Raw genomic sequence first — 17,471 nt, forward strand, 5'->3', positions numbered from 1 at the left:
TTGATTCTGGCAGGAAAAAACACCCGAAGCAAGTGAAACCGCACTTTTTTGTGGATAAAACTACGAATTCCTCAGAAAACCCCTTCATTTACTATCGGTTTTCGCTTTATGCTGAGTTCATGAGTACTCACGCATTGAAGAACTTCGTCAACGGCCAGTTTGTGGAATCCAGCTCGGATGAACGTCTGGACATTCTCAACCCCGCCACTGAAGAGGTTTATGCCACCAGCCCCATCTCTAATGAGAAGGATGTTGCCGACGCCTATGGCGCCGCGGCAACAGCATTCGAAGCGTGGGGAGACACCACCCCCAGTGAGCGCTCCTTGGCACTGTTCCGCATTGCAGATGCGATGGAATCCCGTGCTCGTGAGTTTGCCGAAGTGGAGTCCAAAGACACCGGTAAGCCGCTTGAGACACTCGTGGAATACGAAATCATGCCTTCGGTAGACCAGATTCGTTTCTTCGCCACCGCAGCACGACACCTCGAAGGCAAGTCCGCCGGCGAATACATGGCAGACCACACCTCGATGATCCGCCGCGAACCTATCGGTGTTATTGGCCAGGTCACCCCCTGGAACTATCCACTGAACATGGCGGTGTGGAAGTTCGCTCCCGCTATTGCTGCGGGTAACACCATCGTTCTCAAGCCTTCTGACACCACTCCTGCCTCCACCATGCTTCTGGCAGAGATGGCTTCTGAGTTCCTGCCTGCAGGTGTATTCAACGCTGTCATGGGTAACCGAGACACTGGCAAGGCCATGGTGGAGAACAAGACTCCGCAGATGATTTCCATTACGGGTTCTGTTCGTGCCGGTATGGAAGTGGCCAAGAGCGCCGCAACCGACCTCAAGCGCGTCCACCTCGAACTGGGAGGCAAGGCGCCCGTCATCGTCTTCGACGATGCAGATATTCCTTCTGCCGTAGAAGGCATTGTCGGCGCTGGTTACTTCAACGCTGGCCAAGACTGCACCGCAGCAACGCGTCTGCTCGTGCAGGCAGGCATCTATGACGAATTCATGGCTGAGCTTGTGAAGTATGCACGTGCGAACGCCATCACCGGTTCGCCGCTGGATGCCAGCACCATGTTTGGCCCCGTCAACAACGTGAACCAGATGGCTCAAGTCCAAGGCTTCATTGAGCGTCTTCCTGACAACGCCACCATTGAACTCGGTGGTAACCGAGTGGATTCTCGTGGCTACTTCCACGAAGCAACCATCATCTCCGGTCTCAAGCAGACCGATGAGGCTATCCAGAACGAAATCTTCGGACCTGTGATGACCGTACAGAAGTTCACCGATGAAGCACAGGCGCTGACATGGGCAAACGACGTGAACTACGCACTGGCGTCATCGGTGTGGACTCAGAACCACGGCCGCGCGATGCGCATGGCGAAGAAACTGGACTTTGGTGTCGTGTGGATCAACACCCACATCCCCATCGTTGCGGAGATGCCTCACGGTGGCTTCAAGCACTCCGGTTACGGCAAGGACCTCTCCGGATACGGCTTTGATGACTACACGCGCATCAAGCACGTGATGAGCTACATCGGGAACTAAGCCGGAGTAATTCCGAGGTTTATTCCTGCACGACTGGGCCCGCTGTGAGCAATCACGCGGGCCAGTTCTGTAATGGCCTGAGCTGCAGGATCTGCAGGGTTGGACAGCACGATGGGGGTTCCCTCGTCGCCGCCTTCACGAAGGCCTAAGCTCAACGGAATCTTGGCTAGAACGTCAACCGCCTTGTCTTGGCCAATGCTGAGTTCATTAGCAACCGTCTCAGCGCCACCCTCACCAAACAGAGCAAGTGCTGAACCATCAGGCAAGACCAGAGGCCCCATGTTCTCCACCACGCCCAAGATGCGCTGGCCGGTCTGGCGTGCAACGACGCCGGCCCGAACAGCAACCTCGCTGGCTGCAGTCTGACCCGTGGTCACAACGAGTACTTCAGCATTGGGTAGTTGCTGACCCACGGTGATCGCCACGTCACCAGTGCCAGGAGGCAAGTCAAGCAGGAGGAAGTCGAGGTCACCGAAGTAAACGTCGGTCAGGAACTGGGTGATCGTTCGCTGCAACATGGGGCCACGCCACGCAACAGCTGCATTGGTGTTTTCCACGAACATGCCAATGCTGATGACCTTCACATCATGACCCACAGGCGGCACGATCATGTCATCCAGTCGTGTGGGCTTGGCGGCTACTCCGCCAGGAGCAAGACCCATGAGGGCAGGAATAGAGAAGCCGTAGACATCGGCATCCAAGATGCCCACGCGGAAACCTTGCTTAGCTATTGCTGCAGCAAGGTTTGCGGTCATGGTGGACTTTCCCACGCCGCCCTTGCCGCTGGTGACGGCAATAACACGAGTGAGCGTGCCAGGGCCGAAGGGGTTCTGCTTGGCACCGCCGGGTCGCAGGCGACCCAGAAGCTCAGCACGTTCTTCTGCCGTCATCACCTGAACATCAACAGTGACATCTTCAATGCCTGAAACACTCTCAGCTGCAGCGCGAACATCACTTTCAATCTTCTGTGCTGCTGGGCAGCCGGCAATTGTCAGGCGAACCTCGATTGATGCAGTGCTGTTCTCAACAGAGACAGCACCGATCATGCCGAGATCAGCCAGGCTGCGGCGAAGCTCGGGGTCGATTACTGCCCCCGCAGCCTCACGCACTAACTCGGTGTGATTGCTCACGTGTTACTTGGCAGAACGATTTGCTGGACGCGTGGCGGGCTTCTTGGCGACGGGCTTGGCTGGTTCGTCGTCCTTCTCGAGTTCCTCAAGCAGGGCACGAAGTTCAGCCTTGATGAAGTCCTTGGTGGCCATGTCCTTCATCGCCAGGCGCAGTGCAACAACTTCACGTGCAAGGTATTCAGTATCAGCAAGGTTGCGCTCAGCACGCTGGCGGTCTTGCTCAAACTGAACACGGTCACGGTCATCCTGGCGGTTCTGCGCCAGCAGGATCATGGGTGCTGCATAAGACGCCTGCAAGGACAGAATCAGGGTTAGAGCTGTGAAGCCAATTGCATAGGAGTCAAAACGCCAAGGCTCTGGAGCAAAGGTGTTGAACAACATCCACACCACAGCAAAGATGCTGAGGCCCAACAGGAACCAAGGAGTACCCATACCTCGAGCAATGGTTTCAGTGAATCGACCAAAGCGGTCCCTCGAGCGTGAGGGACGTGGGTTCAGCGCGCTGAAACCTTTGGGGGAGTCGAAGCTTTCATCGTGACGGTTGCTTCGTGCCATGTCAGCCCCTCCTTCCTCGGGTTGCGGGCTTTGCTGCAGCTGCAGCACTCTTTGTTGCCGGACGCTTCTTCGGCGCACGTTTACTCATCGCTGCCGAGGCAGGAGTGTCTTCGTCGTCGTGGCTGCGCCAGTCATCAGGGAGCAAGTAGTCGAGCACGTCATCGACGGTGACCACGCCAACAAGGCGGTGGTTTTCATCGATGACAGGAACAGAAACCAGGTTGTAGCTGGCAAGAATACGAGAAACTTCAGCAGCAGGAGTGTCCACCGAGATGGGCTCAAGACCGGGGTCAATAAGAGCACCCAAGCGCTCGTGTGGTGGGTAACGCAACATGCGCTGGAAGTGGACCATTCCCAAGAATCGTCCTGTGGGGGATTCGTAGGGAGGCAGCGTAATGCAGACTGCTGCTGCCAAGGCAGGTGCGGTCTCATTACGGCGAATCATGGCCAAACCCTCGGCAACGGTTGATTCTGCCGACAAGATGATGGGCTCGGGGGTCATCAAACCACCGGCAGTGTCAGCGCCGAAGCTCAACAGCAAACGAACGTCGTCTGCTTCCTCAGGCTCCATCAGCTCAAGAAGGTGTTCACCACGTTCTTCAGGCAGCTGGGCGATGAGGTCGGCCGCGTCATCGGGCTCCATCTCATCGAGAACGTCCGCAGCACGCTCGTCGTCGAGCTGCGCCATGATCTCAATCTGGTCGCTCTCGTCCATCTCCTCGAGCACGTCAGCGAGACGGTCATCGGGAAGTTCTTCGGCAACCTCGAGCATGCGCTCCTGTGGCAGATCCAACAGGGTATTTGCCAGGTCAGCAGGGCGAAGTTCGGAGTAGGACGCAATGAGGGCTTCAGCAGATTGAGATTCACCCTCGGTTGTCTTCTCGGTGATGAGAGACCAGGGAACAAGAGCGGTGGGGCCCTTCGCGAAGGGAGCGCCTGCTTGGCGGGGGCGGCGCACAAAGAGCTGGCTGATGGCCCATTCGCCGGGACCGGTCTCTTCAATAGCAGCGTCTTCGATTTCGGCTTCGCCGGAACCGTCGTTGAAGGTGACCTTGCGGCCTAGGAATTCTGCGAGCAGGCGGACTTCGCCACCGCGCTGATCAAACTTTCGGTCAGAAATTGGGCCAGTTGTGATGACCTGACCGCTGCCAATGCTGGAGACGCGACCAATGGAGATAAAGACGCGACGCTTGCCAGGAAGCTCAGCCAAGAGACCAACAACGCGAGGAGCATTGTCCTTGCGATAGACCACGAGGACATCACGAATACGACCCAGGCGGTCACCCGCGGGGTCGAATACGCCGCTGCCGGTCAGGCGCGCTACAAATACTCGTGTTCCAGTCACGTCTCTAACCTACCCTTTAAGCACTGTTTGCGCCCCTCGTGGGGGCGCAAACAGTCTGTGAACAACGATGTTTAGATCAGGGCGTCGCTGAGGTGGTTGGGGGTTCCAAAGCGGTGTGCTGTGATGCTCACGGCCTGTTCGCGAAGGAAGGGGAGCATCTCAATGCGACCTGCCAGCAACACGGGACCTGCATAGACGGCAACATCAGGGCGACCGTCAGTAGCTGCGGTGACCTGAGCTGCAGTTCCACCAATGAGGCGAATGCGCGAGTTGGTCAGATCCAGCTCGTTCAAACTCGAGAGCCAGGATCCATCCGAGCGCTGGTCAACACGAATTCCGGTTGCTTGCAGAGCCCACAGGTAACGCTCACCCAGAGTTGCGGGGACCGAGACCGTGAAGTTAGATTCTGCGCGCATAGCTGCCAGGACCACGCGGAAGAGTTCAACAGGGTTTCCGGCTTCCATCAGGCGAATCTGGGTGGGTACAGAGCGGTAACGGAACACGTTGCGCTCCACACCGAGCTGAGAGACATCCAGTGCCTGACCAAACTCAGTGGACCAGGCGAACTGGTCCAGACTGCTTGCCTGACGAATCCATGCCAGCTCGCCACCGTTGACGGTCTCCGAACGCTCAATGGCATCCAGCAACGTCAATACGTGCTTGGAAATGGGAGCCTGGCCGATGTCTGCAGTGGGAGCAATGTTCCAGTTGCCCAGTCCAAAGAGGTAGTTGGGGCCACCTGCCTTGGTTCCAGCGCCCACAGCGGACTTCTTCCAGCCGCCGAAGGGCTGGCGCTGCACGATGGCACCGGTGGTGCCGCGGTTGACGTAGAGGTTACCTGCCTGGATCGTGTCCAACCAGAGGCCAACTTCGTCAGCATCCAGGGAGTGGATGCCCGAAGTGAGGCCATAGTCAATGGCGTTGACCAGTGCGATGGCTTCTTCCAAGGTGCGCGCAGTCATGATGCCCAACACAGGACCGAAGTATTCGGTGAGGTGGTATTCGCTGCCAGCCTTGACGCCGTCGCGTACACCGGGAGACCAGAGCTTTCCGGTTTCATCGAGCTGCTTGGGCTCAACGAGCCACTTCTCACCCTTGCCAACCGAGGTCAGTGCGGAGAGGAGCTTGCCCTTGGCAGGCTCAATGATGGGACCCATCTGGGTGGTAGCGTCCTGGGGGTAGCCAACCTTGAGGCTGGAGACACCATCAATGAGCTGGTTGCGGAAACGTTGCGAGGTAGCAACAGATCCCACCAGGACAACGAGCGATGCGGCCGAGCACTTCTGGCCCGCGTGACCAAAGGCGGAGTAAATAACATCCTTCGCGGCCAAATCGAGGTCAGCGCTGGGGGTCACGATGATGGCGTTCTTGCCACTTGTTTCTGCCAGAAGAGGCAGGTCGTGGCGAAGCGAGCGGAACAGCTCTGCTGTTTCGTAGCCGCCGGTCAAGATCACACGGTCAACACAAGGGTCAGAGACGAGCTTGCTGCCCAGGGCGCGGTCGCCCATATTGACCAGCTGGAGTGCATCGCGAGGAACGCCTGCCTCCCAGAGTGCCTCCACCATGACAGCACCACATCGACGTGCCTGTGCTGCAGGCTTGATGATCACAGGGGAGCCAGCAGCAAGTGCGGCCAGAGTCGAGCCAGCAGGAATCGCAACGGGGAAGTTCCACGGGGGAGTGACCACGGTCAAACCGGCAGGTACAAACTCAGCACCGGAGATGCGGCCAAGTTTCTTGGCCTGCTCGGCGTAGTAGTGAGCAAAGTCGATAGCTTCGGTGACCTCAGGGTCTGACTGGTCGAGAGTCTTACCTGTTTCACTACCTGCTACTTCCATCAAGTCAGCACGACGTGCTTCGAGGATCTCGCCTGCACGGTGAAGGATCGCTGCGCGCTCCTCGGCAGAACGCTCACGCCATGAGGCTCCAGAACCAGTTGCGGTTGCAAAGACCTTCTCTAGCTCTGCCTCAGTGTTGATGGTGTGCTTGGCAACGGTGTCGTCACCGAGCTTCGAGGTTGCAATACGGGAGAGGATGCCATCGCCCCAGGTGCGGTTTGCGGCAATAGCGGGGTCGGTGTCGGCCGCGTTCTCAAAGCGGTCGGTGGGCATGGGCTGCGCTGCCTTAGTGCGATCCTGCACGCGGTGAGATGCAGGGACTTTGTCGTCCAGCTCAGCGAGAGAGTTCAAGAAACGAGTCTGCTCGCGCTCAAAGAGAGCTTCATTGGCAGAAAGCTCGAATACGGCAGACATGAAGTTGTCCTGAGATGCACCTTCTTCAAGGCGACGGATCAAGTACGCAATAGCCACGTCAAACTCTGCAGGGTGAACCACGGGTGTGTAGAGCAGAAGTCCGCCCACATCCTTCTTCACAGCTTCTGCTTGGCCTTGAGCCATTCCCAGGAGCATTTCGAATTCAATACCGGACTGAACACCGCGCTTGCCGGCAAGAAGCCAGGCATAGGCCACGTCAAAGAGGTTGTGACCTGCAACACCGATACGAACATTGCCAATGCGGTCAGGGTGCAGGGCGTAGTTGATCACGCGCTTGTAGTTGGTGTCACTGTCCTGCTTGGTGTGCCAGGTAGCAAGTGGCCAGTCGTGCAGGGCAGCTTCCACGCGTTCCATGGGGAGGTTTGCTCCCTTGACCACACGAACCTTGATGCCAGCTCCGCCGCGGGCGCGGCGAGCAGCAGACCATTCCTGCAGGCGGATCATGGCGGCAAGGGCATCAGGCAGGTATGCCTGCAGAACGATGCCGGCTTCGAGGTTCAGGAGCTCAGGACGATCCAGGATGCGTGTGAACACGGCAATGGTGATGTCGAGATCCTTGAACTCTTCCATGTCCAAGTTGATGAACTTGGGAGTGGGGCTTTCAGCTGCCAAGTGGAACAGGGGAAGCAGACGCTCCACAACGTGCTCCACATCCTGCTCGAATGCCCAGGCAGAGTGCGGAGCAACGGTGGAAGACACCTTGATGGAGACGTAGTCGACATCATCGCGAGCGAGCAGTGCACGAGTACCTTCGAGGCGGCGAGCAGCTTCGCGCTCGCCGAGAACTGCTTCACCGAGCAGATTGACGTTCAGGCGAACACCAGGTTTGCGCAGTTTGGCGATTGCGCCGCCCAGCTTGGCATCGGTCGCGTCCACGATGAGGTGTCCCACCATGTTGCGCAGAACCTTGCGTGAGATGGGGATGACAACCCCAGGAAGTATCGGGGCAACAAGACCACCCACGCGCACAGCAGCACGCATATACCAAGGCAGGAATGCGGGAACCTTGGGAGCTAGTTCTTTCAGATTGCGGGCGGCAACGCGCAGATCTTCCGGGCGCACAACGCCATCTACGAAGCCCACGGTGAAGGCCAAACCGTTGGGGTCCTTCAAGACACCAGCCAGCATCACGGCACTCGAGTCAACAGGGAAGCCTTGAGCTTCGGTCAACCATTTGCGCACGAGCGCAATGGAATCGGTGGCAAGTTCAGGAGAGAGAGCGTCTGCGGTCATGCTTCTAGTCTGGTGCCCATAAGACTTAAGATAAAGCGCACATTAGTTACTAATACTCATTAGAATTACTTAACTTTTAAAGGAGTGCCATGCTCGACCTCAGACGCTTGCGACTACTGCGTGAAGTCAAGCTTCGTGGCACCCTCGCTGAAGTGGCAGAAGCCCTCAACTACAGCCCTTCCGCCGTGTCCCAGCAGCTTGCTCTGCTGGAAAAGGAAGTGGGTGTTCCACTCCTGCGCAAGAGTGGACGCCGCGTCACGTTGACCCCACAAGCCGAGATTCTGGTGGCTCACACGTCCACCGTTCTCGAAGTCCTTGAACAGGCTGAAGCGGAAGTCACCACCTCCCTCGAGCGTCCAGCCGGACTAGTCCGCCTGGCTGTCTTCCAATCGGCTGCACTTGCGCTTCTTCCTGATGCGCTGACACTGGTGCGTTCGGAATATCCCGAGATGCGCCTTGAAGTAACCCAGCAAGAACCTGAAGCTGCCCTCCATGCCACCTGGACTAGAGACTTCGATCTCGTGATTGCTGAGCAATACCCAGGCCATGCAGCTCCACGTCATCCGGAACTGGACCGAGTGGATCTCACGACGGATCCCATTCGCTTAGGTGTCTCCAAGAAACTCGTGGAAGAGCACAACATCAAGAACTTGGCAGATACAGCTGGATTGCCCTGGGTGATGGAACCACGTGGCACCGCCTCACGTCACTGGGCTGAACAAGCTTGCCGTCAGGCAGGGTTTGAACCTGATGTGCAATTTGAAACGGCAGATATCCAAGCGCATATTCGCCTGGTGGAGTCCGGCAATGCCGTGGCATTGCTCACGGGTCTGGCCTGGGTTGGTCGTCCCGTGACGGTGGAACTCATTGACCTCACAGGAAACCCTCGCAGAACCGTGTTCACAGCTGCGAGGCGAGCAAGTGCACAGAGCCCAGCAATTGTGGTGTGCCGCGATGTGCTGACTCGTACTGCGGAGTTGATTACGTCGAGCTAGTTACTCGGGTAGGTGACTTCCACGCCCACCAGAGCAAAGGAATCTGCAGGGGGAGACGTACCCAGGCTGTGACAGTAAGGGCGGTGTTTTCTGATCCCAGTTGGTCGAAGGCGTACCAAATATTTGCTGGCCACACTGCGAGCAAGGTCAGCACCGTGAGCAGAGGCGCCCAGCGCCAGCGCATCAGCAGACCCAGTGCACACGCAAGCTCAACAACACCGCTGACATAGACCAGCGCGAGGTTGGTGCTTTCACCCAGATCTGGTGGCATCAACCACAGGAAGCCACCGGGTGAGACCAGGTGGAGCACGCCACTGACCGTGAACAGCGCAATGACAATCCAACTACCGACACTGCGCTTGGTCATGATTACTTCCGCTTCTTCTTGGCGAGTGCGTCTGCTTTGATCTGAGCAGCCTTCTGTGCTTTTGCGGCAGCTGCGTGAGGAGCAAGCCAGGCTTCCACGTCATCAGCGGTGCGAGGCAAGGCAATAGTGAGGTTCTCAGCGCCTGTGGCAGTGACCAGAATGTCATCCTCAATACGAACGCCGATGCCACGGTATTCCTCTGGAACCGTCATGTCATCGGGCTGGAAGTAGAGACCGGGCTCAATCGTGAAGATCATGCCTTCCTTCACGATGCCATCCATATACATCTCACGACGTGCTTGAGCACAGTCGTGAACATCAATACCTAGGTGGTGGCTCGTGCCATGAACCATGTAGCGACGGTGGTGACCGTTTTCAGGCAGAAGGGCCTCTTCAGCCGTGACGGGAAGCAAGCCCCATTCAGCCGTCTTCTTTGCAATCACGCCCATGGCGGTGTTGTGAACATCGCGGAAGGTAATCCCGGGCTTCACCATGGCGAACGCTGCGTCAGCTGCTTCTCGCACTGCTTCGTAAACCTTGCGCTGAATAGGAGTAAAGGTTCCATTCACGGGAAGGGTGCGGGTGACATCTGCGGTGTAGTAGCTATCTCGCTCCACGCCCGCATCAATCAAGATGAGGTCGCCGTCATTGACCACCCCATCGTTGGTCACCCAGTGCAGGATGCACGCATGGGCACCGCTGGCAGCAATGGTGTTGTAACCCACGCCATTGCCTTCCAAGCGAGCGCGGGAGGCAAATGCGCCTTCCACCAAACGTTCACCGCGTTTATTGCCCGCAATCGCAGGCAGCACGCGAGCAATGTCGGCAAAGCCTCGGATGCTTGCTGCAACCGCTTCGCGCATCTCATTGATTTCAAACTCATCCTTGACCAAACGCATCTCAGAGAGATCTTGAGCAAGGTCTTCAGCAAGTTCTGAAACTTCTGCATCCTTGGCAGGAAGTTCATCCAGGTGTCGAGTGGCAATGCCGAGATCCCCAGCAACCTGAGTCAATGAAGGGCGAGGTCCAATCCAGAACTCACCAATGTCACTGTTGGCATAAAACTCGTCGGAGTCGCGGCCTGCGCGCTCGCGGAAATACAGGGTTGACTCATGACCCGATGCGGTCGGTTCCATTACAAGAACCGAGTCGGGTTCGCTGTCCGAACCCCACCCCGTCAACCAACTAAAGGCAGAGTCGGCACGGAAGTGAAAGAACGTGTCATTGCTACGGCGCTTCATCGCGCCGGCAGGAATGACCAGGCGCTTGCCTGGATATTTCTTGCTCAGCTCGGCTCGGCGAGCTGCGGCAAAGGAAGCTTGTTCGCGAGGTTCTGGAATCTCCTCAGCACGATCAGCCCACTGGCTGGAGATGTAATGCTTGAAGGCGTCAGAACCAGGCGTGGTGGATCGGTTCTCTGTGCCTTTGGGGACCTCGTGGGTGGCTTCCTCGGCGTTCATGCATCCAGTCTGGCACTGCTCGCTGAAGAAAGTGTTCGCTTGTCCCCAGTCAGGCATAGAGTGAAAGGGTGGAAGCATTCTTAAGAGCCCAAGGTCCCATCGACCTTCACCTCCACAGCAATGTTTCTGATGGCACGGGATCTCCCACGGACGTGGTCCGAGAAGCTCACGCCGCCGGTATTCGCACGATGGCGCTCACGGATCACGACACTGCAGCTGGCTGGGATGAAGCCCGCGAAGAGTGCCTGCGCCTCGGGATGTCCTTTATCCCCGGCATGGAATTCAGCGCCCGTATTGAACAGGGCAGCATCCACATCCTGGCTTATCTCGTTGACCCCAACTTTGCTCCTCTCGCGGAAGAGCTGGACAAGCTCCAGAATGACCGCGAGAACCGCCTCCGTCAGATGACCGAGAACGTGGGCGCGGACTATGACATCACGTGGGACCACGTGATGGAACAGGTATCTGCCTCAGGTAAATCTCTGGGTCGGCCACACTTAGCTGATGCTCTTGTGGCGCAAGGAATCATTGCGGAACGCGGGGAAGCTTTTGATGGCATCCTGTCCAAGAATGGCCCCTATTACGTCTCGCAATATGCCTTAGGCCCAGTAGATGCCGTGAAGCTCATTCGTGCAGCTGGCGGAGTTCCTGTGATTGCGCACCCCACCACCAAGGGACGTGTTGCTCCGATGGAATACATCGACCGTTTGATTGACGCAGGTCTCGGCGGATACGAGATTGACCACCGCGAGAACATGGAGCCAGGAAAGACATTCTTGCGGGAGCTATGTATTGAACGTGGTCTCATCATCACCGGCTCAAGCGATTATCACGGCACAGGCAAGCCCAATCAGCCAGGTGAGAACACCACCGAGCCTGAGATGCTGGCCAAGATCATTGAGCAGGGAACAGGTTCTTCGCCGAGTTATCCAGCGTAGAAGGAACCCTTGCCTTTGACTCCAGAGGCAATGCTAGGAATCTTCCCGTCGCCATAGGCGGCAACAACTTCAGAAATGACAACTTCGTAGCCGTCATACCAGCGCTGAACTCCCGCCTTGGCAGTGAGGTGATCGGGGAAGCGAGAGAACTCCTTCAGAGTCTCTTTATCCGCAAAGTAGTAAATGGAATTCTTCACGCCGCCTTCTGGGGCAAGCCAACGCTCAACGCCGAGATAGCCAGGCATCGCCTGCACGAATTCTTCAATGGCGTCATCAAGACGATAGAACTCGTCGTCATAGGTGCCGGGCTTGAAGATGAACTGTGCTGAATACATGAGTCTCTACTTTCAGCCGATCAATGCGAACTCGTTGGGGCCAATGGCAATCAATGCGCAATACAGGGCAAAGATGGCGGCAATGACTCCAAGGATCTGAAATTGGTGATCCATTGTGTAGCGGAACATCCTGGTGAGTTGAACGTTGCCCTTTTCGCCACGAATAAGACGCCAGACCGGAGGAAGCAACACTGGCACCATGGCCAAGATGTAAACCAAAAGAATCGTAGGAAGTTGTAACCACCACGGGATGCGAGCAGCTGTCACATCATGGATAGCAGGGACAAGCATGGCAAAGCTGGTGATGTCCTTGATGCTCAACGCAAAGGCGAAAGCAAAGAAGGTAACTGTCTTGGCCTTTGCAATGCGCTTTGTGAGCCCCTGTTCTGCTTTCCTCGCCAAATCAGGATGCGGAATAAAAAGCCAGATGGCCACACCGAGAAGAACAACTGCTGCCAAGGACCACACAATCCCACCGACGATGTCGGGGGAGTGCAGCGCAGGCTTGGGTAACGTGGCAAAGCCAGCGGTGAGCAAAATACACGCCAGTAGGAATGCGCTACCCGAACCGGTTGCCACAGCAATGCTGCGGCGAATCCACTTCGATGAGCTTGTTGAAAGCAGCTGGAGACCCAGCAACGACGGAGTGAAGGAAGCACCGATGGCAAGCGGGATAACCCGCACCAACAGCGCTATTTCATCTTCGCCGATGTTCATGAACGAACTACTTATGCTCCGCCGAGACCTGGGCCGCGACGACGGTTACGCGTGCGTGTGCGCGAGGGGTTGTTGCCGTCGTGGTGTTCTTCACCGCGACCATCGTGAGCTCCACCAGCAACGCCGTGAGTGCCCTCAGGGCTCACGTGCTTGGGTGGGTTGTTCACGCGGCGACGGTTACGGTCACCTGAACCTGAACCTGCGGGCTTCTGGCCTTCACGCTGGCGACCAGTGTGAGTTCCGTCAGCATCCTTGGTGGGAGGAGTGGACTTGAGGCGCCCCTTGGCATCGCTGGGGATGTTGAGGTCAGTGAAAAGGTGAGGTGACGAGGAGTAAGTCTCGGTGGGTTCAGGCTGACCGAACTCGAGAGCCTTGTTGATCAGTGCCCACTTGTGCAGGTCTTCCCAGTCCACGAAGGTCACCGCAATACCGGTCTTACCAGCACGGCCGGTACGACCTGCGCGGTGAAGGTAGGTCTGGTCTTCGTCAGGAATGGTGTGGTTGATCACGTGCGTGACGTCATCAACGTCAATACCTCGAGCAGCAACATCCGTAGCAATGAGGATTTCCTTCTTGCCTGACTTGAACTGGGCCATGCCACGTTCACGTTGTTCCTGGTTGAGGTCACCGTGCACGGCAACAGCGGGGAAGCCGCGGTCAGTAAGTTCTTCAACCAGACGTGACGCTGCACGCTTGGTGCGGGTGAAGATCACGGTCTTGCCGCGACCCTCTGCCTGAAGGATGCGAGCAATCACCTCGTCCTTGTCCATGTTGTGTGCTCGGTAGACCAAGTGCTTGATGTTGGCCTGTGTCAGACCCTCATCAGGGTCGGTCGCACGAATGTGGATGGGGTTGTTCATGAAGCGACGAGCCAAAGCCACGATGGGGCCAGGCATGGTTGCGGAGAACAACATGGTGTGACGCTTGGGAGGAGTCTGCGAGAAGATCTTCTCGATGTCGGCTAAGAAGCCGAGGTCGAGCATCTTGTCTGCCTCATCGAGAACGATTTCTTCGATCTCAGCAAGGGAAAGCAAACGCTGGTTGGCGAGGTCAAGAAGACGACCGGGGGTTCCGACCACAATCTGGGCGCCTGCCTTGAGCTGCTCTACCTGGCCTTCGTAGGACTTTCCACCGTAGATAGAAACAACCTTGGTTTCACGGTTGGAGGTGGCCAGTTCCATGTCTTCAGCAACCTGAACACACAGTTCACGAGTGGGGACGACAACAAGCACCTTCACGCCGGGGCCGGGGTTGGTTCCGAGGCGCTGAATGATGGGCAAACCGAAACCGAAGGTCTTGCCGGTACCGGTCTTAGCCTGGCCAATGATGTCCTGACCGCCCAAAGCGAGAGGGATGGTCTGTTCTTGAATGGGGAAGGGCTCAAGAATTCCCTTTGAAGCAAGAGCTTCAACAATGTCCGCGTCGATATTTAAATCTGCAAAAGTCACGAGGTGCCTGTCGTTATAAAAAGGTTCTACGCCTTTTTATTCGTCACACAGGCGTAGGGCTACCGATCCGATGCCGGTAGCGACGTATCAAGCCTATCTCGCCTCGCTCGTATGCCGGTTTAGGCATAGGCTTGATGCGTGGTCTTTTCTTGGTTTGGCATGCGCAAGCGCAGAGTCGTTGCGCCAACCCTGAAACCTCGTCAAGAGAAGGTTGAACGCGAAGACAAGGTCGATCTGAAGGATATGGCCCCGGATGTGGTTCCCTTCCTCGCGCAGGTTGCCTACTTCGAACTTGCTGTTTTTGAGTCCTTGACCCGTGCGGTCACTGCTGCCCCCACCCTCGAAGCAAAAGAGGGTTTGAGTGCTGCTGCGGGAGAAGTTCTTGCCAAGCACCATGGTTTGGTTGCTGAGCTGCGCAAGAAGAAGGTTGATCCCGCGGTCGAGATGGAGCCATTTGCTCCAGCCATTGACAAGTTTGAACAGCTCACAGGTGGACGCGACTGGTATGAAATGCTGCTGGGCGTCTATCTCACCGCAGGTTTCTTAGATGACTTCTTTATTCGCCTCGTGCCAGGACTTCCTAAGGCTCTTGCTGGTCGGGTAGAAATTCTGCTCGAGACAGACCGTTCTGCTGAGGTCATTGTTGTTCTTCTCAAAGAAGGCATTGAGGCAGATCCCACTTTGTCATCACGCTTAGCGGTGTGGGGACGACGCCTTGTGGGTGACACTCAGCTTGTTGCGCGTTCTGCCCTACTCATGTCTGACAACCGTGACGATGACGAAGAGCGGATTGAACCCGTATTCACGGATCTCATTGCCGCGCACTCTCGCCGCATGGATGAACTAGGCCTCACTGCCTAAAACTCAGTACCTGAGTTAGACGTTTTCGAGCGTTGAACTCGTTGCCTGGGGCGTCCCTGACAGGGACTGCAATCTGGCAACCATTTCACGAATGTGTTCGTGGGCATCAGAGTTCACGCCGGAACTCAGCATCACTGAGCCCACTTTTCGCTCTTGTTGCTGACGCGCAGCAACACTTTCACGTAATGCGGTGATGTGAGAGTAATCCTCCTGCGCAGGAGTGACTTTTTCCGCGGCAGGCACGGGAACTGTTTCCGCGAGTTCCGAGAGAGCTGCGTCTTTCGGTGCAGATCGTTTGAGAAAAAAGCCCAGGATAAGTGCAAGGGCAAGAAGGCCGAACGCGAAGTAAACGGCTTCCATCAGTGTTAGCCGACGAAACCGATGCGACGGTTCTGGTCAGAACCGACCTCGACGAAAGCAATGTTGGCGGAAGCAACGAGGTAAACCTTGCCCTTGTCGTCCGAGAGCTTCAAAACGGGAGAAGATCCGTTGAGCGCGTTCGCCACGAGAGTTTCAACCTCTGCCATGGTCTGTGAGGTCTCCAGACCAATCTCACGAGACGTGTTGATCATGCCAATGCGAATTTCCATGTGAAGACCTTTCGAAGTGCGAACAAGCCAACACTATGACAAAAAGCGGGGCCCACCATATCGGTGAGCCCCGCTTTCGCGCAGAGAGTAACTAGCCTCGGTGAGCACGCAGCTTGGCTGCGACCTCGAGAGCATCGTTTTCTGGTGCATTGGTGTTACGACCTGGTCGTGCAATGAAGAGGTACAGCGCACCTACTCCAGCCACAATGACCAAACCGATCAGCACGATGTAGTCGGTGACGAAGTCACCAGACTCACCGGGCTTGGCCAGCAGATACATCGCGAACAGGCCCCAGGCAAGAGCCAGGATGTTCACGAGCCAACCGCCAGCCTTACCCAAGCTGAACTGTCCAGCTGGCTGCCAACCCTGGAAGCGCTTACGCAGCGCAGCCAGAACAACAGCCTGGAAGGCGATGTAGATACCGAGGACGGCGAATGCTGTGACCTGCAGAAGTAGGCCAGCAGGACCGACATAGACGATCACCGCAATGATTGCAGGGATCAGGCTTGCTACCAACAACGCGTTTGCTGGAACCTGGCGAGCAGAGAGCTTGCCCATCCACTTGTGTCCGGGAAGCATCTCGTCGCGAGAGAACGAGTAGAGCAGACGGCTAGCGGCTGCCTGCAGGCTCAATACGCAGGAGAGGAATGCGGTAACAGCAATCACGAGGAATACCTTGGCGCCGAAGGTGCCCAGTGACGTCTCGAGGATTCCGGGGATGGGGTCCATGTCTTCACCGTTGACGATCGAGATCAGGTTAGGTGAAGCCATCACGTATCCAGCGAAGGAGAGCAGTGCAGAAACGCCACCAATCAGAATCGTCAGGTACATCGCGCGAGGAATGCGCTTGCCGGGGTTCTCGACTTCTTCAGCAACGTCGCCGCAGGCTTCGAAACCGTAGAAGAGGAACAGACCAGCGATAGCGGCACCAATAAATGCAGCGGTGTAGTTTCCTTCACCCGTGTTTCCCATTGCGGTGAAGAAAACGCTCCAGTCGTTGCGGCGCTGGAAGATGAGCAGGTAGAGACCGAGAACGATCACACCGGAAAGCTCAGCTGCCAAACCGATACGTGCAACGCGTGCCATGGTCTTGGTTCCTGCGAAGTTCAGCAACAGTGCAACACCGAGCAGGATCAACGTGAGAATCAACTCTGATTCACGCGAGGGCACGATATCGAGCAAGCTGGACAGGAAGAAGCTGCCATAGTCCGCAACAGCGGTGGTGGTGACAATCATGGCCCAGATGTAGACCCAGGCAGCCATCCATGCATAGCGCTTACCCCAGAGGCGACGTGCCCAAGGATAGATTCCACCGGCGATGGGGAACTGGGAGACAACTTCACCAAAGACAAGAGAGACCAGAAGCTGGCCACCGCCGACGATGAGGATCCAGAAGATGGAGGGAGGGCCGGCAACACTCAACGCCACAGCGAAGAGCGAGTACACACCGACCAGGGGGGAGAGGTAGGTGAAGCCGAGGGCAAAGTTCGCCCAGAAGGACATAGAACGCTTGAACGAGTCGTCATAACCGAGTACCGCGAGGTGCTCAGCATCACCCATATGGGTGCTGACTGAACCTTTGTCTGACATGGTGACCTTTCGTAGGGGAGATGGGCACGAGGTCAAACATGCGGAACAACGTTGTTCAACATTGCGTCTAACTTCAC

16 protein-coding genes are annotated in these 17,471 nt (G+C 56.7%); 4 read left to right on the top strand and 12 right to left on the bottom strand.

Features of this window, described 5'->3' with window-relative positions; genetic code table 11:
- Window positions 1-119 precede the first annotated feature (119 nt).
- Window positions 120-1,556: an aminobutyraldehyde dehydrogenase gene (locus M2118_RS01655; protein WP_280794220.1), complete on the top strand. Its 1,437-nt coding sequence runs from the start codon at window positions 120-122 to the stop codon at window positions 1,554-1,556.
- Here M2118_RS01655 and M2118_RS01660 read toward each other — a convergent pair.
- The 4 genes from M2118_RS01660 to M2118_RS01675 form a co-directional block, all read right to left on the bottom strand.
- Window positions 1,553-2,686: an Mrp/NBP35 family ATP-binding protein gene (locus tag M2118_RS01660; protein WP_280794221.1), complete on the bottom strand. Its 1,134-nt coding sequence runs from the start codon at window positions 2,684-2,686 to the stop codon at window positions 1,553-1,555. The two genes, M2118_RS01655 and M2118_RS01660, sit on opposite strands and share 4 nt — an antisense overlap.
- A 3-nt stretch (window positions 2,687-2,689) precedes the next feature.
- Window positions 2,690-3,241, bottom strand: a complete 552-nt coding sequence (locus M2118_RS01665; protein WP_280794222.1) for a DUF1003 domain-containing protein — start codon at window positions 3,239-3,241, stop codon at window positions 2,690-2,692.
- Window position 3,242: 1 nt separating this feature from the next.
- Complete coding sequence (locus M2118_RS01670; RefSeq protein ID WP_280794223.1) at window positions 3,243-4,586, bottom strand: magnesium transporter MgtE N-terminal domain-containing protein; 1,344 nt, start codon at window positions 4,584-4,586, stop codon at window positions 3,243-3,245.
- Between the two features lie 71 nt (window positions 4,587-4,657).
- Entirely contained in the window at window positions 4,658-8,092 is a 3,435-nt protein-coding gene (locus M2118_RS01675) for a bifunctional proline dehydrogenase/L-glutamate gamma-semialdehyde dehydrogenase (protein ID WP_280794224.1), read from the bottom strand.
- 89 nt (window positions 8,093-8,181) lie between these two features.
- Between M2118_RS01675 and M2118_RS01680 the strand changes: the two genes are divergently transcribed.
- Window positions 8,182-9,087 (top strand): LysR family transcriptional regulator, encoded by a 906-nt coding sequence (locus M2118_RS01680; protein WP_280794225.1) that lies wholly within the window; start codon window positions 8,182-8,184, stop codon window positions 9,085-9,087.
- Here the strand turns inward: M2118_RS01680 and M2118_RS01685 are convergent.
- Both M2118_RS01685 and M2118_RS01690 read right to left on the bottom strand, forming a co-directional pair.
- Window positions 9,074-9,454, bottom strand: a complete 381-nt coding sequence (locus M2118_RS01685) for a DoxX family protein (RefSeq protein WP_280794226.1) — start codon at window positions 9,452-9,454, stop codon at window positions 9,074-9,076. The two genes, M2118_RS01680 and M2118_RS01685, sit on opposite strands and share 14 nt — an antisense overlap.
- Window positions 9,455-9,456: 2 nt before the next feature.
- Complete coding sequence (locus M2118_RS01690; RefSeq protein ID WP_280794227.1) at window positions 9,457-10,914, bottom strand: aminopeptidase P family protein; 1,458 nt, start codon at window positions 10,912-10,914, stop codon at window positions 9,457-9,459.
- A 68-nt stretch (window positions 10,915-10,982) separates the two neighbouring features.
- Here M2118_RS01690 and M2118_RS01695 point away from each other — a divergent pair, with 68 nt between their 5' ends.
- Window positions 10,983-11,852: a PHP domain-containing protein gene (locus M2118_RS01695; RefSeq protein WP_280794228.1), complete on the top strand. Its 870-nt coding sequence runs from the start codon at window positions 10,983-10,985 to the stop codon at window positions 11,850-11,852.
- Here the strand turns inward: M2118_RS01695 and M2118_RS01700 are convergent.
- The 3 genes from M2118_RS01700 to M2118_RS01710 are packed head-to-tail and all read right to left on the bottom strand — an operon-like array spanning window position 11,840 to window position 14,352.
- On the bottom strand, window positions 11,840-12,187 hold the full coding sequence (locus M2118_RS01700; protein WP_280794229.1) for an antibiotic biosynthesis monooxygenase family protein: 348 nt from the start codon (window positions 12,185-12,187) through the stop codon (window positions 11,840-11,842). The genes M2118_RS01695 and M2118_RS01700 overlap by 13 nt on opposite strands.
- 12 nt (window positions 12,188-12,199) lie before the next feature.
- Window positions 12,200-12,904, bottom strand: a complete 705-nt coding sequence (locus tag M2118_RS01705; protein ID WP_280794230.1) for a GAP family protein — start codon at window positions 12,902-12,904, stop codon at window positions 12,200-12,202.
- 11 nt (window positions 12,905-12,915) lie between these two features.
- Window positions 12,916-14,352 (bottom strand): DEAD/DEAH box helicase, encoded by a 1,437-nt coding sequence (locus tag M2118_RS01710; protein ID WP_280794231.1) that lies wholly within the window; start codon window positions 14,350-14,352, stop codon window positions 12,916-12,918.
- A 138-nt stretch (window positions 14,353-14,490) separates the two neighbouring features.
- Here M2118_RS01710 and M2118_RS01715 point away from each other — a divergent pair, with 138 nt between their 5' ends.
- Window positions 14,491-15,213 (top strand): ferritin-like fold-containing protein, encoded by a 723-nt coding sequence (locus M2118_RS01715; protein ID WP_280794232.1) that lies wholly within the window; start codon window positions 14,491-14,493, stop codon window positions 15,211-15,213.
- Window positions 15,214-15,228: 15 nt separating this feature from the next.
- Here the strand turns inward: M2118_RS01715 and M2118_RS01720 are convergent, their stop codons facing one another.
- The 3 genes from M2118_RS01720 to M2118_RS01730 all read right to left on the bottom strand — a co-directional run bounded on the left by M2118_RS01720 (window position 15,229) and on the right by M2118_RS01730 (window position 17,394).
- Complete coding sequence (locus M2118_RS01720) at window positions 15,229-15,573, bottom strand: hypothetical protein (protein ID WP_280794233.1); 345 nt, start codon at window positions 15,571-15,573, stop codon at window positions 15,229-15,231.
- 5 nt (window positions 15,574-15,578) lie between these two features.
- Entirely contained in the window at window positions 15,579-15,803 is a 225-nt protein-coding gene (locus M2118_RS01725; RefSeq protein ID WP_280794234.1) for a DUF3107 domain-containing protein, read from the bottom strand.
- A gap of 91 nt (window positions 15,804-15,894) precedes the next feature.
- Window positions 15,895-17,394: an APC family permease gene (locus M2118_RS01730; protein WP_280794235.1), complete on the bottom strand. Its 1,500-nt coding sequence runs from the start codon at window positions 17,392-17,394 to the stop codon at window positions 15,895-15,897.
- Between the last annotated feature and the right edge of the window lie 77 nt (window positions 17,395-17,471).

Source organism: Aurantimicrobium minutum, assembly GCF_029892845.1.
Taxonomy (GTDB): domain Bacteria; phylum Actinomycetota; class Actinomycetes; order Actinomycetales; family Microbacteriaceae; genus Aurantimicrobium; species Aurantimicrobium minutum_B.

Coding starts and splice junctions, on each gene's coding strand:
- M2118_RS01655 (WP_280794220.1), top strand. CDS start 120: ATGAGTACTCACGCATTGAAGAACTTCGTCAACGGCCAGTTTGTGGAA.
- M2118_RS01665 (WP_280794222.1), bottom strand. CDS start 3,241: ATGGCACGAAGCAACCGTCACGATGAAAGCTTCGACTCCCCCAAAGGT.
- M2118_RS01675 (WP_280794224.1), bottom strand. CDS start 8,092: ATGACCGCAGACGCTCTCTCTCCTGAACTTGCCACCGATTCCATTGCG.
- M2118_RS01680 (WP_280794225.1), top strand. CDS start 8,182: ATGCTCGACCTCAGACGCTTGCGACTACTGCGTGAAGTCAAGCTTCGT.
- M2118_RS01685 (WP_280794226.1), bottom strand. CDS start 9,454: ATGACCAAGCGCAGTGTCGGTAGTTGGATTGTCATTGCGCTGTTCACG.
- M2118_RS01690 (WP_280794227.1), bottom strand. CDS start 10,914: ATGAACGCCGAGGAAGCCACCCACGAGGTCCCCAAAGGCACAGAGAAC.
- M2118_RS01700 (WP_280794229.1), bottom strand. CDS start 12,187: ATGTATTCAGCACAGTTCATCTTCAAGCCCGGCACCTATGACGACGAG.
- M2118_RS01705 (WP_280794230.1), bottom strand. CDS start 12,904: ATGAACATCGGCGAAGATGAAATAGCGCTGTTGGTGCGGGTTATCCCG.
- M2118_RS01720 (WP_280794233.1), bottom strand. CDS start 15,573: ATGGAAGCCGTTTACTTCGCGTTCGGCCTTCTTGCCCTTGCACTTATC.
- M2118_RS01725 (WP_280794234.1), bottom strand. CDS start 15,803: ATGGAAATTCGCATTGGCATGATCAACACGTCTCGTGAGATTGGTCTG.
- M2118_RS01730 (WP_280794235.1), bottom strand. CDS start 17,394: ATGTCAGACAAAGGTTCAGTCAGCACCCATATGGGTGATGCTGAGCAC.